A 15,128-nucleotide genomic window follows, 5' to 3' on the forward strand; every position below is an offset into this window, starting at 1 on the left:
CATGGCACTTCTCGAAATCGAGAATCTCGTCGTCGAGTTCCAGACTTCGGCCGGCATGTTCCGGGCAGTCGACGGCGTCTCGCTCAAGGTCGACGAGCGCGAGGTTCTGGCCATCGTCGGCGAATCCGGCTCGGGCAAGTCCGTTTCCATGCTCGCCGTCATGGGGCTCCTGCCGTGGACGGCCAAGGTGACCGCCGACAAGATGGCGTTCAATGGCCGCGATCTTCTGCGGATGTCGGATTCCGAGCGCCGCAAGATCGTCGGCAAGGATATTGCGATGATCTTCCAGGAGCCGGTCGCAAGCCTCAATCCTTGCTACACGGTCGGCTTCCAGATCGAGGAGGTGCTGCGTTTCCACCTTGGTCTCGGACGATCGCAGCGGCGTGCGCGGGCCATCGAACTGCTGACGGCGGTCGGTATTCCCAATCCTGCCGAGCGGCTGAACTCGTTCCCGCATCAGATGTCGGGCGGCCAGTGCCAGCGCGTGATGATCGCCATGGCGATCGCATGCAATCCGAAGCTGTTGATCGCCGATGAACCGACCACGGCCCTCGACGTCACGATCCAGAAGCAGATCCTCGACCTGCTCGTGAAGCTTCAGGCCGAGCACGGCATGGGCATGATCATGATCACTCACAACATGGGCGTGGTCGCAGAAACGGCCGATCGCGTCGTGGTCCAGTACAAGGGGCGCAAGATGGAAGAGGCCGACGTGCTGTCGCTGTTCGAGAATCCGCGAAGCAACTACACGAAGGCTCTCATGGCCGCGCTGCCGGACAATGCGACGGGCGACCGTCTGCCGACCATCGCCGATTATTTCAAGGACGGAACCGAGATCGCCGGAGCGGCCGTATCATGAGTGTTGTTCTCGAAGCTCGAAACATCGTCCGGGACTATCATGTCGCCGGCAGCCTCTTCTCCAAGGGCAGGACCGTTCACGCGGTCAAAGGCGTGAGCTTCACGGTGGACAAGGGCAAAACCCTCGCCATCGTCGGGGAGAGCGGCTGTGGGAAATCGACGCTCGCACGCATTCTCACCCTGATCGATCCGGCCACCTCCGGTGATCTCTTCATCCAGGGGAAGAAGGTCGATATCGCGAAGGGCGACCTCACGAAGGACCTTCGGCGCGAAGTGCAGATCGTGTTCCAGAATCCCTATGGCTCGCTCAACCCCCGCCAGAAGATCGGCGACGTGCTGGGCGCTCCGCTGGTGATCCACGGCAACGTCCCGGCGGGCGAGCGGCGGGACCGGGCCATGGCCATGCTGAAAAAGGTCGGACTCGGCGAAGAGCATTACAACCGCTATCCGCACATGTTCTCCGGCGGTCAGCGCCAGCGCATCGCGATCGCCCGGGCCCTGATGCTCAATCCGAGCCTGCTCGTTCTCGACGAGCCGGTTTCGGCCCTCGATCTTTCGGTCCAGGCTCAGGTATTGAACCTGCTGGCGGATCTCCAGGACGAGTTCAACCTCACCTATGTCTTCATCAGCCACGACCTTTCGGTGGTCCGCTACATCGCCGACGAGGTGATGGTGATGTATTTCGGCGAGGCGGTCGAATACGGCACGCGCGACGAGGTGTTCTCCGATCCGAAGCACGACTACACCAAGACGCTCTTCGCGGCGACGCCGCGGGCGGATCCCGCGAGCATCAAGGCGCGGCTGGCGCGCAAGCGGGCCGCCTGAGAGCGATCACGCCGGCAGCGGCAGCCGCCTGGCTGCCGTTGCCTCTTCGACGGCGGACGTATTGGCCCCCTCCGGCACCTTTTCCTCGCCGCTCGCCACTTTCAGGCACTGCACCACTGCATCCCTCAGCGACGAGACATAGTAGTCGGCGCCGAGCGTGGCGCGCATCGTCTCGCTTTTCAGCACCGCGTCCTCCGCCGGCCAGAGACCGACCAGGGTCGGGGCTTTCGCCTTTTGCTTCAGGCGCCGCAGCAGATAGCGCAGATGGGCCGGCGTTCCGCTGATCTCCAGATAGCTGATGCACACCATCTGCACGTCTGTCATGTCGAGGTTGAAGATCTCCCGGCGTGACACGGCCGAATGCGGCACGACCCGGGTGCCGAGCCCATGCTTGCTCAGGAGCTGCGCGAGCATCTCGGAGGCGGCCTCGTCGAGCGGCCCGCGGCCGGCAACGCACAGGACGGCCCCATCGGCCCGCCAAGCCTCGGGGATATGTCCCTCCGGCGGCATCGGCGGCACCACCGCCGGCTCCTTGATGGCAGGCTTCTCGCTGGCGGGCGCCGCGACCGGATCGTCCTTCGTCTCGCGCGGATGAGGATCCACATCGTCGTGGGGAGCGAGATCCTGCACGAGGGCCCGGATCACGTCCTTGACCTGATCGAGCTGGCGCTGGGTGAGAACCCCGCGCGTCGCATCGTTTGCGGCGAGCTGAAGCCCTCTTAACGCGACCTCGTCGTAGTAGGAGGTCAGGGAACGCTCCTTCAGCAGGAGCTCCGCCGAATCCAGCGCCGTCCGGATCGCCGGCCAGCATGCGCTGGTACAGGTTCTCGGCCGGCGTCAGAGCGGGCCTGTCGCCCAGAAGGACATCGAGAAATTCCAAGCGCTCCACATGCCGGCCCAGGACCACGAGGCAAAGGGTCAAGGGCGTGGCGATGAGAAGGCCCACGGGCCCCCAGAGCCAAGTCCAGAAGATCGCCGAGATCACGACCGAGAAGGGCGAGAGACCCGTGCTTTGCCCATAGACGACGGGCTCGATCACATGGCCCATGAGGGGTTCGCCGATCAGGAACAGGGCCATGGCCATCAGCGCCATGGACCAGCCGGGATCGACGGCAGCGGCCAGGAGGATGGGCGGCAGGGCTGCGACGAACGACCCGATATAGGGCACGAACCGCATCAGCGCGGCGAAGACGCCCCACAGGATCGGGCTCGGCACGCCGATGGCCCAGAGGCCCAGGGCCGCCACGACGCCGAAGGAGGCGTTCAAGGCGAGCTGGGTCAGGAAGTACCGGCTGAGCCGGCGCGCAGCATCGTCCATGGCCACCGTCGTCCGGTGGAGGTCGCTCGCCCCGAACAGGCGAATCATCCGGTCGCGCAGATCTTCCCGCTGCATGAGGATGAAGACCAGGACCACGAACACGATGCCCGTCGTGGCCAACGGCTCGAGCACCGGAAGCAAGACGTCCCGGGCCATCTGCATCGGTGTGGGCTCGGGTTCATGGACCTCGACCGGAAGGGGGCCGGCGTCCTGAGGCTCCTGTGCCGGTGCCGCCGTAGGAGCCGGCGACGCGGGCGCCTGGCCGGGCGGCGGCTCCGCAACGGCCCGGTCGAAGCGACGGCCGAAATCTTTCAAGAGGCTCGGCAGCTTTCCGAGCGTTCCCTCGCGCAGGGACCCGATCTTCGATTCGATCGTGGTCTGATAGCGCGGCAGGTCGCTGGCGAGACCCGCCAGCTGGAAGCCGATGACGGTGCCGAGGGAGATGATGATTCCAAGGGCGACCAGCACCGCGATGATGACGGACGGGACGCGTCCGAGGCGCCACCGGCGCAGCACCTCGACGAAGGGCGCCAGCACGAACGCGAGGAGGATCGCCATCACGACAGGCAGGAAGACGTCCTGTCCCACATAGAGCGCAGCCAGCACCACGACCCCGACGGCCAGGGTCATGAGGCCGGAGAGGCCTGGGACGCCGGGAGGTTCGATCTCCGTCTCCGTGGGGGGCGTGGTGTTGGGGCCAGGGCGCATTCGAGGGATCTCTGCTGAGTCGCGAGACACTCTCGCCGACGTGCAAACAACGCCCTCGGCGGCCAAACGATCCTTGAGCGTAGCAATATGGCCCGACGGCTGGCGGGACGCTGGGACCTTTTGCCATCTGAAAGCACGGGGATCCGGTCCCCATCTCAACGGAACCCCATCGGATCCCCGACCCTCGACATCCATGCCGCTCACCCGACGCAATCTCCTGATCGGTGCAGCCCTGGCTGCCTCTCCGACCGCCCACGCCCTCCAAAGCAAGCCCAGCGAAATGCCCGTCATCACCCAGCGAAACAGTTTCAAGAGCGGCGGCAAGGCCATTGCCGTCGAAAACTTCCAGATGGATGGGACCGCCTCCCGCCCGGCCGTTCTCATGCTGCATGGCGCAGACGGCCTGAGCTATAACGGCCAATATCGTGAGGGTGCGCGGGACGTCGCGGCCGCCGGCTATCAGGTTCATCTCGTCCATTATCTCGACCGCACCGGCGAAAGGCGGGCCTCGTTCGGCACCCTGTTTCAGAACTTCATGCCCTGGATGAGCACGGTTCAGGATGCGCTCGCCTTCGCGTCGGGTCATCAGGGTGCCGACCCACACCGGATCGGCATCGTCGGGATCTCGCTCGGAGCCGCGCTGGGCCTTGCGGTCGCGAGCACGGATCCGCGCGTGAAGGTCCTTGTGAACTATTTCGGACCGCTGCCGCAGGGTGCGATCGCCACGACGTCCCGGCTGCCGCCGACCCTGGTCCTGCATGGCTCCGCCGATCCGATCGTCCCGGTGGCGAACGCCTATGCGGTCGAGGCGCTTCTGCGCCAGCAGAACGTGCCATACGAGATCAAGGTCTATCCCGGACAGGGCCACGGCTTCAGGGGTGCGGCGCATGACGACGCGACGGCGCGATCCCTGGCGTTCCTCCGGCGGCATCTCGCCGGCACGACGGCTCCGGCGGACACCGGCCCTCTTCCCGCAGACGGATGACGCAATTAAGACTAGAGCATCTTGAAGCGGCGTATCGTTCGGGGCGGACCCAGAGGGCCGCACGATGCGCTAGACCCTCGATTCAAAGACAGGAGCGATCATGACGGCTTCAGACGCGGCACTCGCGGGCAACCCCCTTCTCACGCAGTGGACCACGCCCTTCGGCCTTCCTCCGTTCGAGAGCATCGCGCCGGAGCATTACAAACCTGCCTTCGATGCCGCGCTGGCCGAACAGCAGGCACAGATCGCCGCCATTGCGGACAATGCGGAGGAGCCCACCTTCGCCAACACCATCGAAGCCCTGGAGACGAGCGGGCGGACGCTGAAGAAGGTCGGCGGCGTGTTCTTCAATCTGGCGGGCTCGCACACCAACGACGCGATTCAGGCGGTGGAGCGCGAGATGGCGCCGATTCTCGCCAAGCACCGCAACAGCATCTTCATGAACGAGGCGCTCTACAGGCGCGTGGCGGCGCTCTACGAGAAACGCGACAGCCTCGGGCTCTCGGCCGAGCAGGCTCGTGTCCTCGACCGCTACCACACCATCTTCGTGCGCGCCGGAGCAAGGCTCGAGCCTGACGAGAAGAAGCGGCTCGCCGCCATCACCGAGCGGCTCGCGAGTCTCGGCACGCAGTTCTCGCAGAACGTCCTGGCCGATGAAAAATCCTACCAGCTCGTCCTCGACGGCGAGGCCGATCTCGAAGGCCTGCCCTCCTTCCTGCGCGAGGCGGCCGCGCAGGCTGCCGAGGAGCGCGGGCTGAAGGGCAAGCATGTGATCACCCTCTCCCGGTCGAGCATTGAGCCGTTCCTGCAATTCTCCAAGCGGCGCGACCTGCGCGAGCAGGCCTTCAAGGCCTGGGCGGCGCGCGGCGACAACGGCGGTGCGACCGACAACAAGGCGATCATCGCCGAGACGGCGGCCCTGCGGGCCGAACGCGCGAAGCTCCTCGGCTACGAGACGTTCTCCGACTTCAAGCTCGCCGACACCATGGCCAAGACGCCCGACAACGTGCAGAAGCTCCTGAACGACGTCTGGTCGCCGGCGATCGCCCGCGCCAACGCGGAGCGGGACGATCTGCAGGCCCAAGCTCAGGCGATCGGCGACAACATCGTCATCGAACCCTGGGACTGGCGCTACTATGCCGATCAGGTCCGCATGGCCCGCCACAACCTCGATGAGGCGACCATCAAGCCCTATTTCCAGCTCGACCGGATCATCGAGGCGTCCTTCGAGACGGCGCAGCGCCTCTTCGGTCTCAGCTTCCAGGAGCTGAAAGACTTCCCGCGCTACCACCCGGACATCCGCGCCTGGCAGGTCGTGGATGCAGGCGGCCGCCCGATCGGCACCTTCATCGGGGATTACTTCGCACGGCCTTCGAAGCGCAGCGGCGCCTGGATGAGCGCCTTCCGGTCGCAGGAAAAGCTTACCGGCGATGTTCGGCCGATCATCGTCAACGTGATGAACTTCGCCAAGGGCGCTCCCGGCGAGCCGTCGCTCCTGAGCTTCGACGATGCCCGCACGCTGTTCCATGAATTCGGCCACGGCCTGCACGGCCTGCTCTCGGACGTGACCTATCCGCTGCTCGCGGGCACGGCGGTATCGACGGATTTCGTCGAGCTGCCGTCGCAGCTCTACGAGCACTGGCTCTCGCATCCAGGGATCCTTCGCCGCTACGCGACCCATTACCGGACCGGCGAGCCGCTCCCCGAGGAGCTGCTCGAGCGCCTCATGGCCGCGCGCAACTTCAACCAGGGCTTTGCCACGGTGGAGTACCTGGCCTCGGCCTTCGTCGATCTCGCGCTTCACCGGCGCCGGGATCTGAGCAACCTCGACGTCTCGGCTTTCGAGGCGGAGACGCTGAAATCTATCGGCATGCCGCGCGAGATCATCATGCGCCACCGCACGCCGCACTTCACGCACGTGTTCTCCGGCGACGGCTATTCCTCGGGCTATTACAGCTATCTCTGGTCGGAGGTTCTGGATGCGGACGCCTTCATGGCCTTCGAGGAGACGGGAGACGCCTTCGACTGGGACATGGCGGCCAAGCTGAAGCGTTTCATCTACGCGGCCGGAAACCTGCGCGATCCGGCCGAGGCCTATATGGCCTTCCGCGGGCGCCTGCCCACGGCGGACGCTCTTCTCGCCAAGCGCGGATTGGCTCCGGTGGTCGAAGATGCGTGATCGTGGCCGACGGGCCTGAAAAGGCCCGTCACACCGACCCTGCTGTGAGTTCTTTCGACCGTCTCAGGGCGTAGAAGCGGATCTTGACGATGCGGGACGCCTCCCTGGGAGGCGCCTGAGGGGTCGGGACAGGACGCAGAACGCTCTTCAGGAAAGCCGCTCCCTTCGGATCGATCTCCAGGGCTTTCGCATCGAGCACCGGCATGAGGGACTGTCCCTTCTTGGTTCGTGTCGGACCGGAAACGCAACGCCTACAAAGAAGAACAATTCTGTTACAGCAAAGTTCCCGTCATCAGCCGACAAACCGGAGTTCGCTCACCTGCCGGGACACCTGGCCGGGCGGCAGGATAGACGATGGAAAATGGGCTTTATTGGGGCTGTCGGGGAAACGCTGCGGCTCCAGGCAGAGCCCGCCATGGCGCCCGTACCGGGCACCGTCCAGTCCCTGGACCGGGAGGTCGATGAGATGGCCGTCATAGAACTGGACGCCGGGCTCCGTCGTCCACAATTCCATGGCGAGACCGTTCCGGCGTGAAGCGAGGGTCGCGGCATGGCGAAGCTCGCCATAGGGTCCGCGCAGAACGTAGTTGATGTCGTAGAGGGTGTGCTGATTCCCGTGGACCGGCCTCGGAGCCGTGAAATCGTAGTCGGTCCCGGCAACGGCCGTGATCTCCCCCGTCGGAATGAGATCGGGCCGGGTGGGCGTGATGAAATCCCCTGCGATCGTCAACTCGTGCGAGGAAATGTCCGGGCTGCCGTCGAGATTGAAATAACCGTGCGTGGTCAAATTGACCGGGGTGGGCTTGTCGCTCGTCGCCTCGAGGGCGATCCGGAGGCGCGATCCAGGCAGGAGCATATAGGTGCAGGTCGCCACGAGGCGGCCCGGATAGCCCATGTCGCCATCGTCGGAGACGAGGCCGAGGGTCAGGCTGCCCGCTCCGTGATCGAGGATGCTCCACAGGCGCGTGCCGAATCCCATCGTGCCGCCGTGAAGCTGGTTCTCGCCTTCGTTCGCATCGAGCCGGCAGGTCTCGCCGTTCAGGGTGAATTGCGCCTTCCCGATGCGGTTGCCATAGCGCCCGACGATGGCGCCGAAATAGGGAGAATGGGCGACGTAATCCTCGATGGAATTGAGGCCCAGCACCACGCGCTGGGAGCCTCCCGCCAGGGGCACCGTCAGGTCCCGCACCACGGCGCCCCATGTGAGGACCTTCATGCCTATGCCGTCGGGTCCCTGCAGAGAGACCTGGAAAACATCTTGGCCGTCGAGGGTGCCGAAACGTTCGATCGTCATGATTCCTACCCCTCGAAGAGATGAGCCTGCAGGCCGCGGATCCCGGTCTCGACCTTGAAGAGGTGGCCGGCCATCACGTCGATATGCGGATCGCGGCCGATGGAGGCCGTCGTGATGTACAGGGTGGTCAGGTCCGGCCCGCCGAAGGCGCATTTCGTCACCTGGGCGGTCGGAACCGGTACGATGCGCTCGATGGACCCGTCCGGCGCGAAGCGCGTGACGCGCGAGGCGCCCCAATGGCAGACCCAGACATGGCCCTCTGCATCCACCGCCATGCCGTCCGGATGGGCCCAGCCCTCCTCGAAGCGGACGAAGGGGCGCGGCTCGCCGATCCGCCCTCTCTCCGCGTCCAGGACATACACCGTCCCGTCGATCGTATCGGTCGCATAGAGCCTCCGCCCGTCGGGGCTGAAGGCCGGTCCGTTGGTGACGATGATGCCGGAATGGAACTGGGTCAGTTCCTTGCCGTCCCAGCGCCAGAAGGCGCCGGAGCCCTCCTTCTCCTCGTCGTCCATGGTGCCGAAATAGATGGCGCCGTCCGGCCCCACGTGACCGTCGTTGATGCGGTTGTTCGGCTTGTCGCTGTCGGGGGACACGAGGGGCTGCACATCGCCGGTCCTGAGGTTGAACCGGGCAAGGCCCGACTTGAAGCCCGCGATGACCACGTCCTCATCGGGCGTCAGCGCGATGAAGCCCACCCGCTCGGGCGCGTCGACGCGGAAATGCTCCTTTGTTTCGGGATGGTAGCGCCAGACGCCCGGGTTCTTGATGTCGACCCAGAAGAGCGTGTTCGAGCGGTGGTCCCAGACCGGCCCCTCGCCCAGGACGCAGGCGCTCGCGACCGCCACATGGGGCGTTTCCGGATGAACGGCTGGATGTGTCATGATTTTCCCCTTGTGAGGCGGTGTGTGCTTCCCGGCTCCTGCCGGTAACTCCGGCCGCGCGGGATGGGTCCCGTCAGTCGGCTGCGCCGTCCGCGATTCGCTGCGCCAGAGTGACGAGGCTCATGTCGGAACCGGCGGGCCCCATGAGGGACAGCCCCAGCGGGGCACCCGAGCGGGAGGCCAGTGGAATCGACACCTGGGGCAGGCCCGACAGGACCGACAGGCAGAGCAGATTCAGGGCGTTGTTGCGATAGTCGTTCAGCGCCTCGTCGCTCTCCGAGAGCAGCGGCGCGACATCCGGCATGGTCGGCAGGATCAACACCGCATCGGGGGCGAGGAGCGCGCCGAACCGCTTGCGGAAGGCCGCCCGGATCACCTGGGCTTCCGTCACCTGGACGTCGGTCACGGCCTGCGAGAACGCGAACCGGTCGGCCACGCCCGGACCAAGAGGCGGCCTGTAGCGCTCGATCATCGGACCGTCGACGGTCCAGGCTTCCCGGCTCTGGATGTAGCGCATCGTCCAGTAGAGCGCCGTGAAACCTTCCGTCGCCGCCTCGACCGGCTCGGGGGTGCCCAGCACGGCCTCCGTCCGGCGCAGGGCCGGCGCCAGGGCGTCCTGGACCTCTCTGCCGAGCAGAGCGAACGCATCCCGGGCCAGGAGCACCCGCGGGCTCTGCGGCAGGGGATGGCGGTCGGGGCCGAGCAGGACCTCGCCGACTCTGGCGAATGTGGCGCCGTCGCGGGTGAAATAACCGCAGGTGTCGAAGGAAGGCGCCAGATCATGACAGCCCTCGAGGCTCACCCGCCCGTGGGTGGGACGGATGCCGAAAAGACCGCAATGGCTCGCCGGTGCCCGGACCGAGCCTCCGGTGTCGGTGCCGAGGGCAAAGTCGCACAATCCGTTCGAGACGGCCGCGGCCGATCCCGAGGACGAGCCGCCGGGAATGCGATCGGGCGCCCCGCCGTTCACCGGAGTGCCGAAATGGGCATTCTTGCCGCTCATGGAAAAGGCAAGTTCGTCCGTGATGGTCTTGCCGACGAGACGGGCGCCCGAATCAAGGAGCGTCTGCACCGTGGGGGCCGTCCGGGTCTTGATGCCCGACATGGCGAGCATGTGGGGCGATCCCGCGCTGGTGGGATAGCCCGCCACGTCGAACAGGTCCTTGGCCGCGAAGGTCAGACCCGACAGCGGCCCGCTAGGGGCGTGGGGGACTGGAACGGCCGGATAAGGCATGAAAGCCCGGGCAGGGTCGCGGTCAAGGAGCATGGGACCTGTCGATGTTCAAGGAACGAAGGCGGCGAATGTGTCATTGCTCCCCGGGCTCGAGCAAGGCAGGAATTCACGGAGCTTGGCAATTTGGTCTTTCTTCGAACCTGGATTGGCCCTAAATCCACGCAGGCTCTCGATGGCAAGGAACACGCAATGGTGAAGATTTCCGCGATTCGCTGGCTGGCGCTCGGCGCAGTGCTCGCGCTCGGAGCACCGGCGGTCCACGCGCAACAGGCTCCGATCAAGATCGGCGAGCTGAATTCCTACGCCCGGCAGGCGGCCTTTACCGTCCCCTACCGCAATGGCTGGCAGCTCGCCCTCGACGAGATCAACGCCAAAGGCGGCGTTCTCGGCCGCAAGATCGAAATCGTCTCCCGGGAGGACGGCGCCACCACCGGCGACGCCACCCGCGTGGCCGACGAGCTCGTGACCCGCGAGGGTGCGATTCTCCTTTTCGGCTCGTTCCTGTCCAATGTCGGCGTCGCGATGGCCGATTATGCCAACCAGAAGAAGATCGTCTACATCGCGGCCGAGCCCCTGACCGATGCCATCACGATGGCGCAGGGCAACCGCTACACCTTCCGCATCCGGCCCAACAACACCATGCAGGTAGGCATGCTGGTCGATCAGGCGAAGGCCTCGGGGGCAAAGCGCTGGGCCATCGTGGCGCCCAATTACGAGTATGGCCAGTCGGCCGCGCAGGCGTTCAAGCGTCTCATCCAGGAGCGCGTGCCCGGCGCGCAGATCGTCGTCGAACAATATCCGGCGCTCGGCAAGATCGAGGCCGGCGCGACCGTCTCCGCCATCGAACAGGCCAAGCCCGACGGCATCTTCAACGTGCTCTTCGGCCCGGATCTCACCCAGTTCGTCCGCGAGGGCAACACCCGCGGGCTCTTCGAGGGCGCAACGGTCCTCTCGCTCCTCACGGGGGAGCCCGAATGGCTCCTGCCCCTGAAGGACGAGGTGCCGGAAGGCTGGACCGTGACCGGCTATCCCTGGGACCAGATCACGGAGCCGAAGCACAAGGCCTTCGTCGACGCCTACCGGGCCAAGTACAACGACACGCCCCGCCTCGGCTCGCTCCTCGGCTACATGGTCGTGTACATGATCCGCGACGCCGTCGAGCGGGCGGGCTCGACGGACACCGAGGCGATCATCAAGGCGCTGGAAGATGCGAAGTTCGACACGGTCATCGGCCCTGTCACCATGCGCGGCATCGACAACCAGTCCAGCATGGGCGCCTGGGTCGGCAAGCTTGTGCTCAAGGGCGCCGCCGGCGGCATGGCGGACTGGGCCTACAAGGACGGCACGTCGTTCATGCCGACCGAGGCCGAGGTGAAGGCGGTGCGGAAGGACTAGAGGATTGCTGGCGCTGGATCCCTCCTTTCTCGCCGTCCAGGCCCTGAGCGGCCTTTCCAGCGCTTCATCGCTCTTCATCGCGGCCTGCGGCCTGACCATCGTGTTCGGCGTCACGCGGATCGTGAACTTCGCGCATGGTTCGCTCTACATGATCGGCGCCTACACGGCCGCCACCCTGATACCGCGCCTGCTCGATCTCTCCTTCGGGCCCATGACCTTCTGGGCCGGCATCCTGGCATCGGCCCTGATCGTCGGCCTCATCGGCGTCATCATCGAGGTCCTGCTCCTGCGCCGCATCTACGGCGCGCCGGAACTCTTCCAGCTGCTTGCCACCTTCGGGGTCGTTCTGGTGGTGCAGGATCTCGTGGTGCAGGTCTTCGGGCCCGAGGACATTCTCGGACCCCGAGCCCCGGGCCTGCGCGCCCCCGTTGAAATTCTCGGCAGGCGCTTCCCGTCCTACGAGCTCGTGCTGATCGCGGCCGGCCCCGTCGTCCTCGGGCTCGTGTGGCTCCTCCTGCGCAGGACGCGGTTCGGCGTGCTGGTGCGGGCGGCCACTCAGGATCGGGACATGGTGGCGTCGCTCGGCGTCAACCAGGCGATGCTGTTTACCGGCACGCTGTTCCTCGGCGCCTTCCTGGCCGGCCTTGGCGGCGCGCTGCAGATCCCGCGCGTCTCGGCCCATACCGGCATGGACCTGTCCATCATCGCCGAGGCTTTCGTCGTCACCGTGGTCGGCGGCATGGGCAGCGTGCCCGGCGCGTTCCTGGCCGCGCTCATCATCGGGCAGCTGCAGGCCTTCGGCATCCTGATCGTTCCGAAGAGCACCCTCGTGGTGGTGTTCCTGCTCATGGCCGTGGTGCTGGCGATCCGGCCCTACGGCTTCTTCGGGCGCGCCGAGGTCGTCGGCGGGTCCCATGCGGTGGGAATCGCCAGCCGCAAACCCTTGCCTGGCCGCTTCGCCATGCTGCTCGCCGTCGTGGCGGGGCTCGCCTGTCTCCCGCTCGTGGCCGACGCCTATCTGCTGAAGGTCGCGACCGAAATCCTGATCTTCGCGCTCTTCGCCTTCAGCCTGCAGCTCCTCATCGGCGTCGGCGGTGTCGTGAGCTTCGGCCACGCGGCCTTCTTCGGTCTTGGCGCCTACGGCGCAGCGCTCGCCGTGAAGTGGTTCGGCCTGTCCATGGAGGCCGCCCTTCCCGCCGGGCTCGCCCTGGCCGCTTTGGGCGCCGGACTGATCGGCGCTTTCGTGGTCCGCCTGTCCGGCATCTATCTCGCCATGATGACGCTCGCCGCCGCGCAGATCCTCTATGCGGTCGCGTTCCAATGGGTGGAGGTGACCGGCGGCGATAACGGCATCGTCGGCGTCTGGCCGGCGAGCTGGGCCGGCGGACCGGTGCCCTACTATCTCTTGACCGCCGCGCTGACCGTCGTGGCCGTGCTGCTCCTGAGACGGATCATCGACGCGCCCTTCGGCTATGCCCTGCGGGCCGCTCGCGACTCGGAAGCCCGCGCGGAGGCGATCGGCCTGACGATCCGCCGGCACCGTTGGCTCGCCTTCATGATCGCCGGCGCGGCAGCCGGGCTCGCGGGCGGGCTCTATGCCTTCTCCCGCGGCTCGGTGGATCCGAGCCTGCTCGGGATCTCGACCTCCGTCGATGCGCTCACCATGCTGCTCCTCGGCGGCATCCAGACCGTCATGGGCCCGCTCGTCGGGGCGGCCGTCCTGCACGCCTTGCGAGACTGGGTCATGCCGCTCACGTCGCTCTGGCGCCTGATGCTGGGCCTGAGCATCATCGCCATGGTGCTGATCTTTCCGCGCGGCCTCGTCGGCACGGTTCGGGATTGGTGGGAGGCGCGCGAATGACGCTTCTTTCCGTGAGCGGCCTGCAGAAATCCTTCGGCGGCGTGGTGGCGGCCCGCGACGTGGAATTCACCGTCGCGCGCGGCGAGATGCTCGCCGTCATCGGCCCCAACGGCGCGGGCAAATCCACCGTGTTCAACATGGTCGGCGGCCAGCTGCGTCCGGATCGCGGCCGGGTTCTGCTCGACGGTCATGACATCACCCATGCCTCGCCGCAGAAGCGCTTCCGCCGCGGTGTGGGACGCACCTTCCAGGTAGCCCAGACCTTCCTGTCGATGAGTGCCGCGGAAAACATCCAGATGGCCCTGATCAGCTGCCGGCGGCAAAGCGGCGGCCTCTGGTCGCCGGCCCGGGAGCGTCACCGCGAGAAGGCGGTCCAGCTCCTCGCCCGGGTCGGGATGGCGGAGGCCGCGGATGTCCCCTGCTCGGCCCTGGCCTATGGCGACGTGAAGCGGGTGGAACTCGCCATCGCGCTGGCCGGAGAGCCCAAGCTCCTTCTGATGGACGAGCCCACGGCCGGCATGGCGCCCCGCGAGCGGACGGAACTGATGGATCTCACCGCGTCCATTGCCGACACGCAGGGGATCGGCGTCCTGTTCACGGAGCACGACATGGACGTGGTCTTCGGCCATGCGGCCCGGGTTCTCGTGCTTCTGCGCGGCCGGATCATCGCAGCCGGCGCGCCCGACGAGATCCGCCGGAACGAGGAGGTCAAGCGGGCCTATCTCGGGGACGAGCATGCCCTGGAGCGACCAAAGGGAGCAAGGACCGCATGAGCAAGCCGCTGCTCGAGATCTGGAATCTCTGCGCCTTCTATGGCCGCGCCCAGGTCCTCTTCGACGTGACGTTCCGGCTTCATCCCGGCGAGGTCATGGCCCTGGTCGGCCGCAATGGGGCCGGCAAGACCACGACCTTGAAGGCGATCATGGGGCTGGTTTCGGCCTCAGCCAAGCAGGCTACCTTCAAGGGGCACTCCCTCGACCGGCTGCCGACCTACAGAATCGCCCGCCTGGGGCTCGGCTACGTGCCAGAGGACCGGCGCATCTTCACGGATCTCACCGTCGAGGAGAACCTGGAGACGGGACGGCGCCCCGCCGGGGCCGGCCGCTCGCCCTGGACGCCGGAGCGGCTCTTCCGCCTGTTTCCCAATCTCGCCGAGATGCGGGGACGGCGCGGCAACCAGATGTCGGGGGGCGAGCAGCAGATGCTGTCCATCGCCCGCACGCTCATGGGCAACCCGGACGCGATCCTGCTCGACGAGCCCTCCGAGGGCATCGCGCCGGTCATCGTCCAGACGATGGCCGAGGCGGTCCGGGCCATGAAGGCGGAGGGGGTGGCGGTCCTCCTGTCCGAGCAGAACTGGGCCTTCGCGGCCGGCATCAGCGACCGCGCCTGTGTCATCGAGCGCGGCGAGATCCGCTTCCAGGGCTCCATGGCCGAGCTCATGGCCGATGAGGCCCTGCGGGCGGAAACCCTCGGGGTTTGATGCCCTAAACCGTTGACGGAGCGGGCCGAAAGGACGATATCAGCCCATCCGGCGCAGCCCCTTCCGCGCCCCATCCCAGATTACACGCAAGAGGAATTCCCGCT

The 15,128-nt window shown here is 66.4% G+C and carries 12 protein-coding genes and 1 pseudogene; 8 read left to right on the plus strand and 5 right to left on the minus strand.

Going from position 1 to position 15,128, the window contains the following annotated elements; all coding sequences use genetic code 11:
• Position 1: 1 nt before the first annotated feature.
• Together NF876_RS19835 and NF876_RS19840 are read left to right on the plus strand one after the other, a co-directional pair.
• Positions 2-859, plus strand: a complete 858-nt coding sequence (locus tag NF876_RS19835) for an ABC transporter ATP-binding protein (protein WP_262270370.1) — start codon at positions 2-4, stop codon at positions 857-859.
• On the plus strand, positions 856-1,683 hold the full coding sequence (locus tag NF876_RS19840; protein ID WP_262270371.1) for an ABC transporter ATP-binding protein: 828 nt from the start codon (positions 856-858) through the stop codon (positions 1,681-1,683). Before NF876_RS19835 ends, NF876_RS19840 begins: the two co-directional genes overlap by 4 nt.
• Positions 1,684-1,689: 6 nt before the next feature.
• Here the strand turns inward: NF876_RS19840 and NF876_RS19845 are convergent.
• Positions 1,690-3,709 (minus strand): annotated as a pseudogene (locus NF876_RS19845) (AI-2E family transporter).
• Between the two features lie 193 nt (positions 3,710-3,902).
• On the opposite strand from NF876_RS19845, the gene NF876_RS19850 reads away from it, so the two are divergent.
• Both NF876_RS19850 and NF876_RS19855 read left to right on the plus strand, forming a co-directional pair.
• Positions 3,903-4,694: a dienelactone hydrolase family protein gene (locus NF876_RS19850; RefSeq protein WP_262270372.1), complete on the plus strand. Its 792-nt coding sequence runs from the start codon at positions 3,903-3,905 to the stop codon at positions 4,692-4,694.
• A 100-nt stretch (positions 4,695-4,794) separates the two neighbouring features.
• Entirely contained in the window at positions 4,795-6,873 is a 2,079-nt protein-coding gene (locus tag NF876_RS19855; protein WP_262270373.1) for a M3 family metallopeptidase, read from the plus strand.
• Between the two features lie 28 nt (positions 6,874-6,901).
• Here the strand turns inward: NF876_RS19855 and NF876_RS19860 are convergent, their stop codons facing one another.
• The 4 genes from NF876_RS19860 to NF876_RS19875 all read right to left on the minus strand — a co-directional run bounded on the left by NF876_RS19860 (position 6,902) and on the right by NF876_RS19875 (position 10,318).
• Positions 6,902-7,078 (minus strand): hypothetical protein, encoded by a 177-nt coding sequence (locus NF876_RS19860; RefSeq protein ID WP_262270374.1) that lies wholly within the window; start codon positions 7,076-7,078, stop codon positions 6,902-6,904.
• A gap of 87 nt (positions 7,079-7,165) precedes the next feature.
• The gene (locus NF876_RS19865; protein WP_262270375.1) at positions 7,166-8,167 is read right to left on the minus strand and encodes an aldose epimerase family protein; all 1,002 of its coding nucleotides are present in this window, start codon (positions 8,165-8,167) and stop codon (positions 7,166-7,168) included.
• A 5-nt stretch (positions 8,168-8,172) separates the two neighbouring features.
• Positions 8,173-9,051, minus strand: coding sequence for an SMP-30/gluconolactonase/LRE family protein (locus tag NF876_RS19870; RefSeq protein ID WP_262270376.1), 879 nt, complete (start codon positions 9,049-9,051; stop codon positions 8,173-8,175).
• A gap of 73 nt (positions 9,052-9,124) precedes the next feature.
• Positions 9,125-10,318, minus strand: a complete 1,194-nt coding sequence (locus NF876_RS19875; RefSeq protein ID WP_262270377.1) for an amidase — start codon at positions 10,316-10,318, stop codon at positions 9,125-9,127.
• A gap of 156 nt (positions 10,319-10,474) precedes the next feature.
• Between NF876_RS19875 and NF876_RS19880 the strand changes: the two genes are divergently transcribed.
• Genes NF876_RS19880 through NF876_RS19895 form a run of 4 tightly spaced genes read left to right on the plus strand, consistent with a single transcriptional unit; the run spans position 10,475 to position 15,024 of the window.
• Entirely contained in the window at positions 10,475-11,680 is a 1,206-nt protein-coding gene (locus NF876_RS19880; protein WP_262270378.1) for an ABC transporter substrate-binding protein, read from the plus strand.
• A gap of 13 nt (positions 11,681-11,693) precedes the next feature.
• Positions 11,694-13,541, plus strand: a complete 1,848-nt coding sequence (locus NF876_RS19885) for an ABC transporter permease (RefSeq protein WP_444939749.1) — start codon at positions 11,694-11,696, stop codon at positions 13,539-13,541.
• Complete coding sequence (locus NF876_RS19890) at positions 13,538-14,314, plus strand: ABC transporter ATP-binding protein (RefSeq protein ID WP_262270380.1); 777 nt, start codon at positions 13,538-13,540, stop codon at positions 14,312-14,314. The genes NF876_RS19885 and NF876_RS19890 overlap by 4 nt, the downstream gene beginning before the upstream one ends.
• Positions 14,311-15,024 carry an ABC transporter ATP-binding protein gene (locus NF876_RS19895; protein ID WP_262270381.1) on the plus strand — a complete coding sequence of 238 codons (714 nt, stop codon included), beginning with the start codon at positions 14,311-14,313 and terminating at the stop codon, positions 15,022-15,024. Before NF876_RS19890 ends, NF876_RS19895 begins: the two co-directional genes overlap by 4 nt.
• Positions 15,025-15,128 lie beyond the last annotated feature (104 nt).

It is taken from the genome of Microvirga yunnanensis (genome assembly GCF_025460875.1).

Excerpts from the sequence above, each read along its gene's own strand:
- NF876_RS19835 (WP_262270370.1), top strand. The coding sequence starts at position 2 with ATGGCACTTCTCGAAATCGAGAATCTCGTCGTCGAGTTCCAGACTTCG.
- NF876_RS19840 (WP_262270371.1), top strand. The coding sequence starts at position 856 with ATGAGTGTTGTTCTCGAAGCTCGAAACATCGTCCGGGACTATCATGTC.
- NF876_RS19850 (WP_262270372.1), top strand. The coding sequence starts at position 3,903 with ATGCCGCTCACCCGACGCAATCTCCTGATCGGTGCAGCCCTGGCTGCC.
- NF876_RS19855 (WP_262270373.1), top strand. The coding sequence starts at position 4,795 with ATGACGGCTTCAGACGCGGCACTCGCGGGCAACCCCCTTCTCACGCAG.
- NF876_RS19860 (WP_262270374.1), bottom strand. The coding sequence starts at position 7,078 with ATGCCGGTGCTCGATGCGAAAGCCCTGGAGATCGATCCGAAGGGAGCG.
- NF876_RS19865 (WP_262270375.1), bottom strand. The coding sequence starts at position 8,167 with ATGACGATCGAACGTTTCGGCACCCTCGACGGCCAAGATGTTTTCCAG.
- NF876_RS19870 (WP_262270376.1), bottom strand. The coding sequence starts at position 9,051 with ATGACACATCCAGCCGTTCATCCGGAAACGCCCCATGTGGCGGTCGCG.
- NF876_RS19875 (WP_262270377.1), bottom strand. The coding sequence starts at position 10,318 with ATGCTCCTTGACCGCGACCCTGCCCGGGCTTTCATGCCTTATCCGGCC.
- NF876_RS19880 (WP_262270378.1), top strand. The coding sequence starts at position 10,475 with ATGGTGAAGATTTCCGCGATTCGCTGGCTGGCGCTCGGCGCAGTGCTC.
- NF876_RS19890 (WP_262270380.1), top strand. The coding sequence starts at position 13,538 with ATGACGCTTCTTTCCGTGAGCGGCCTGCAGAAATCCTTCGGCGGCGTG.
- NF876_RS19895 (WP_262270381.1), top strand. The coding sequence starts at position 14,311 with ATGAGCAAGCCGCTGCTCGAGATCTGGAATCTCTGCGCCTTCTATGGC.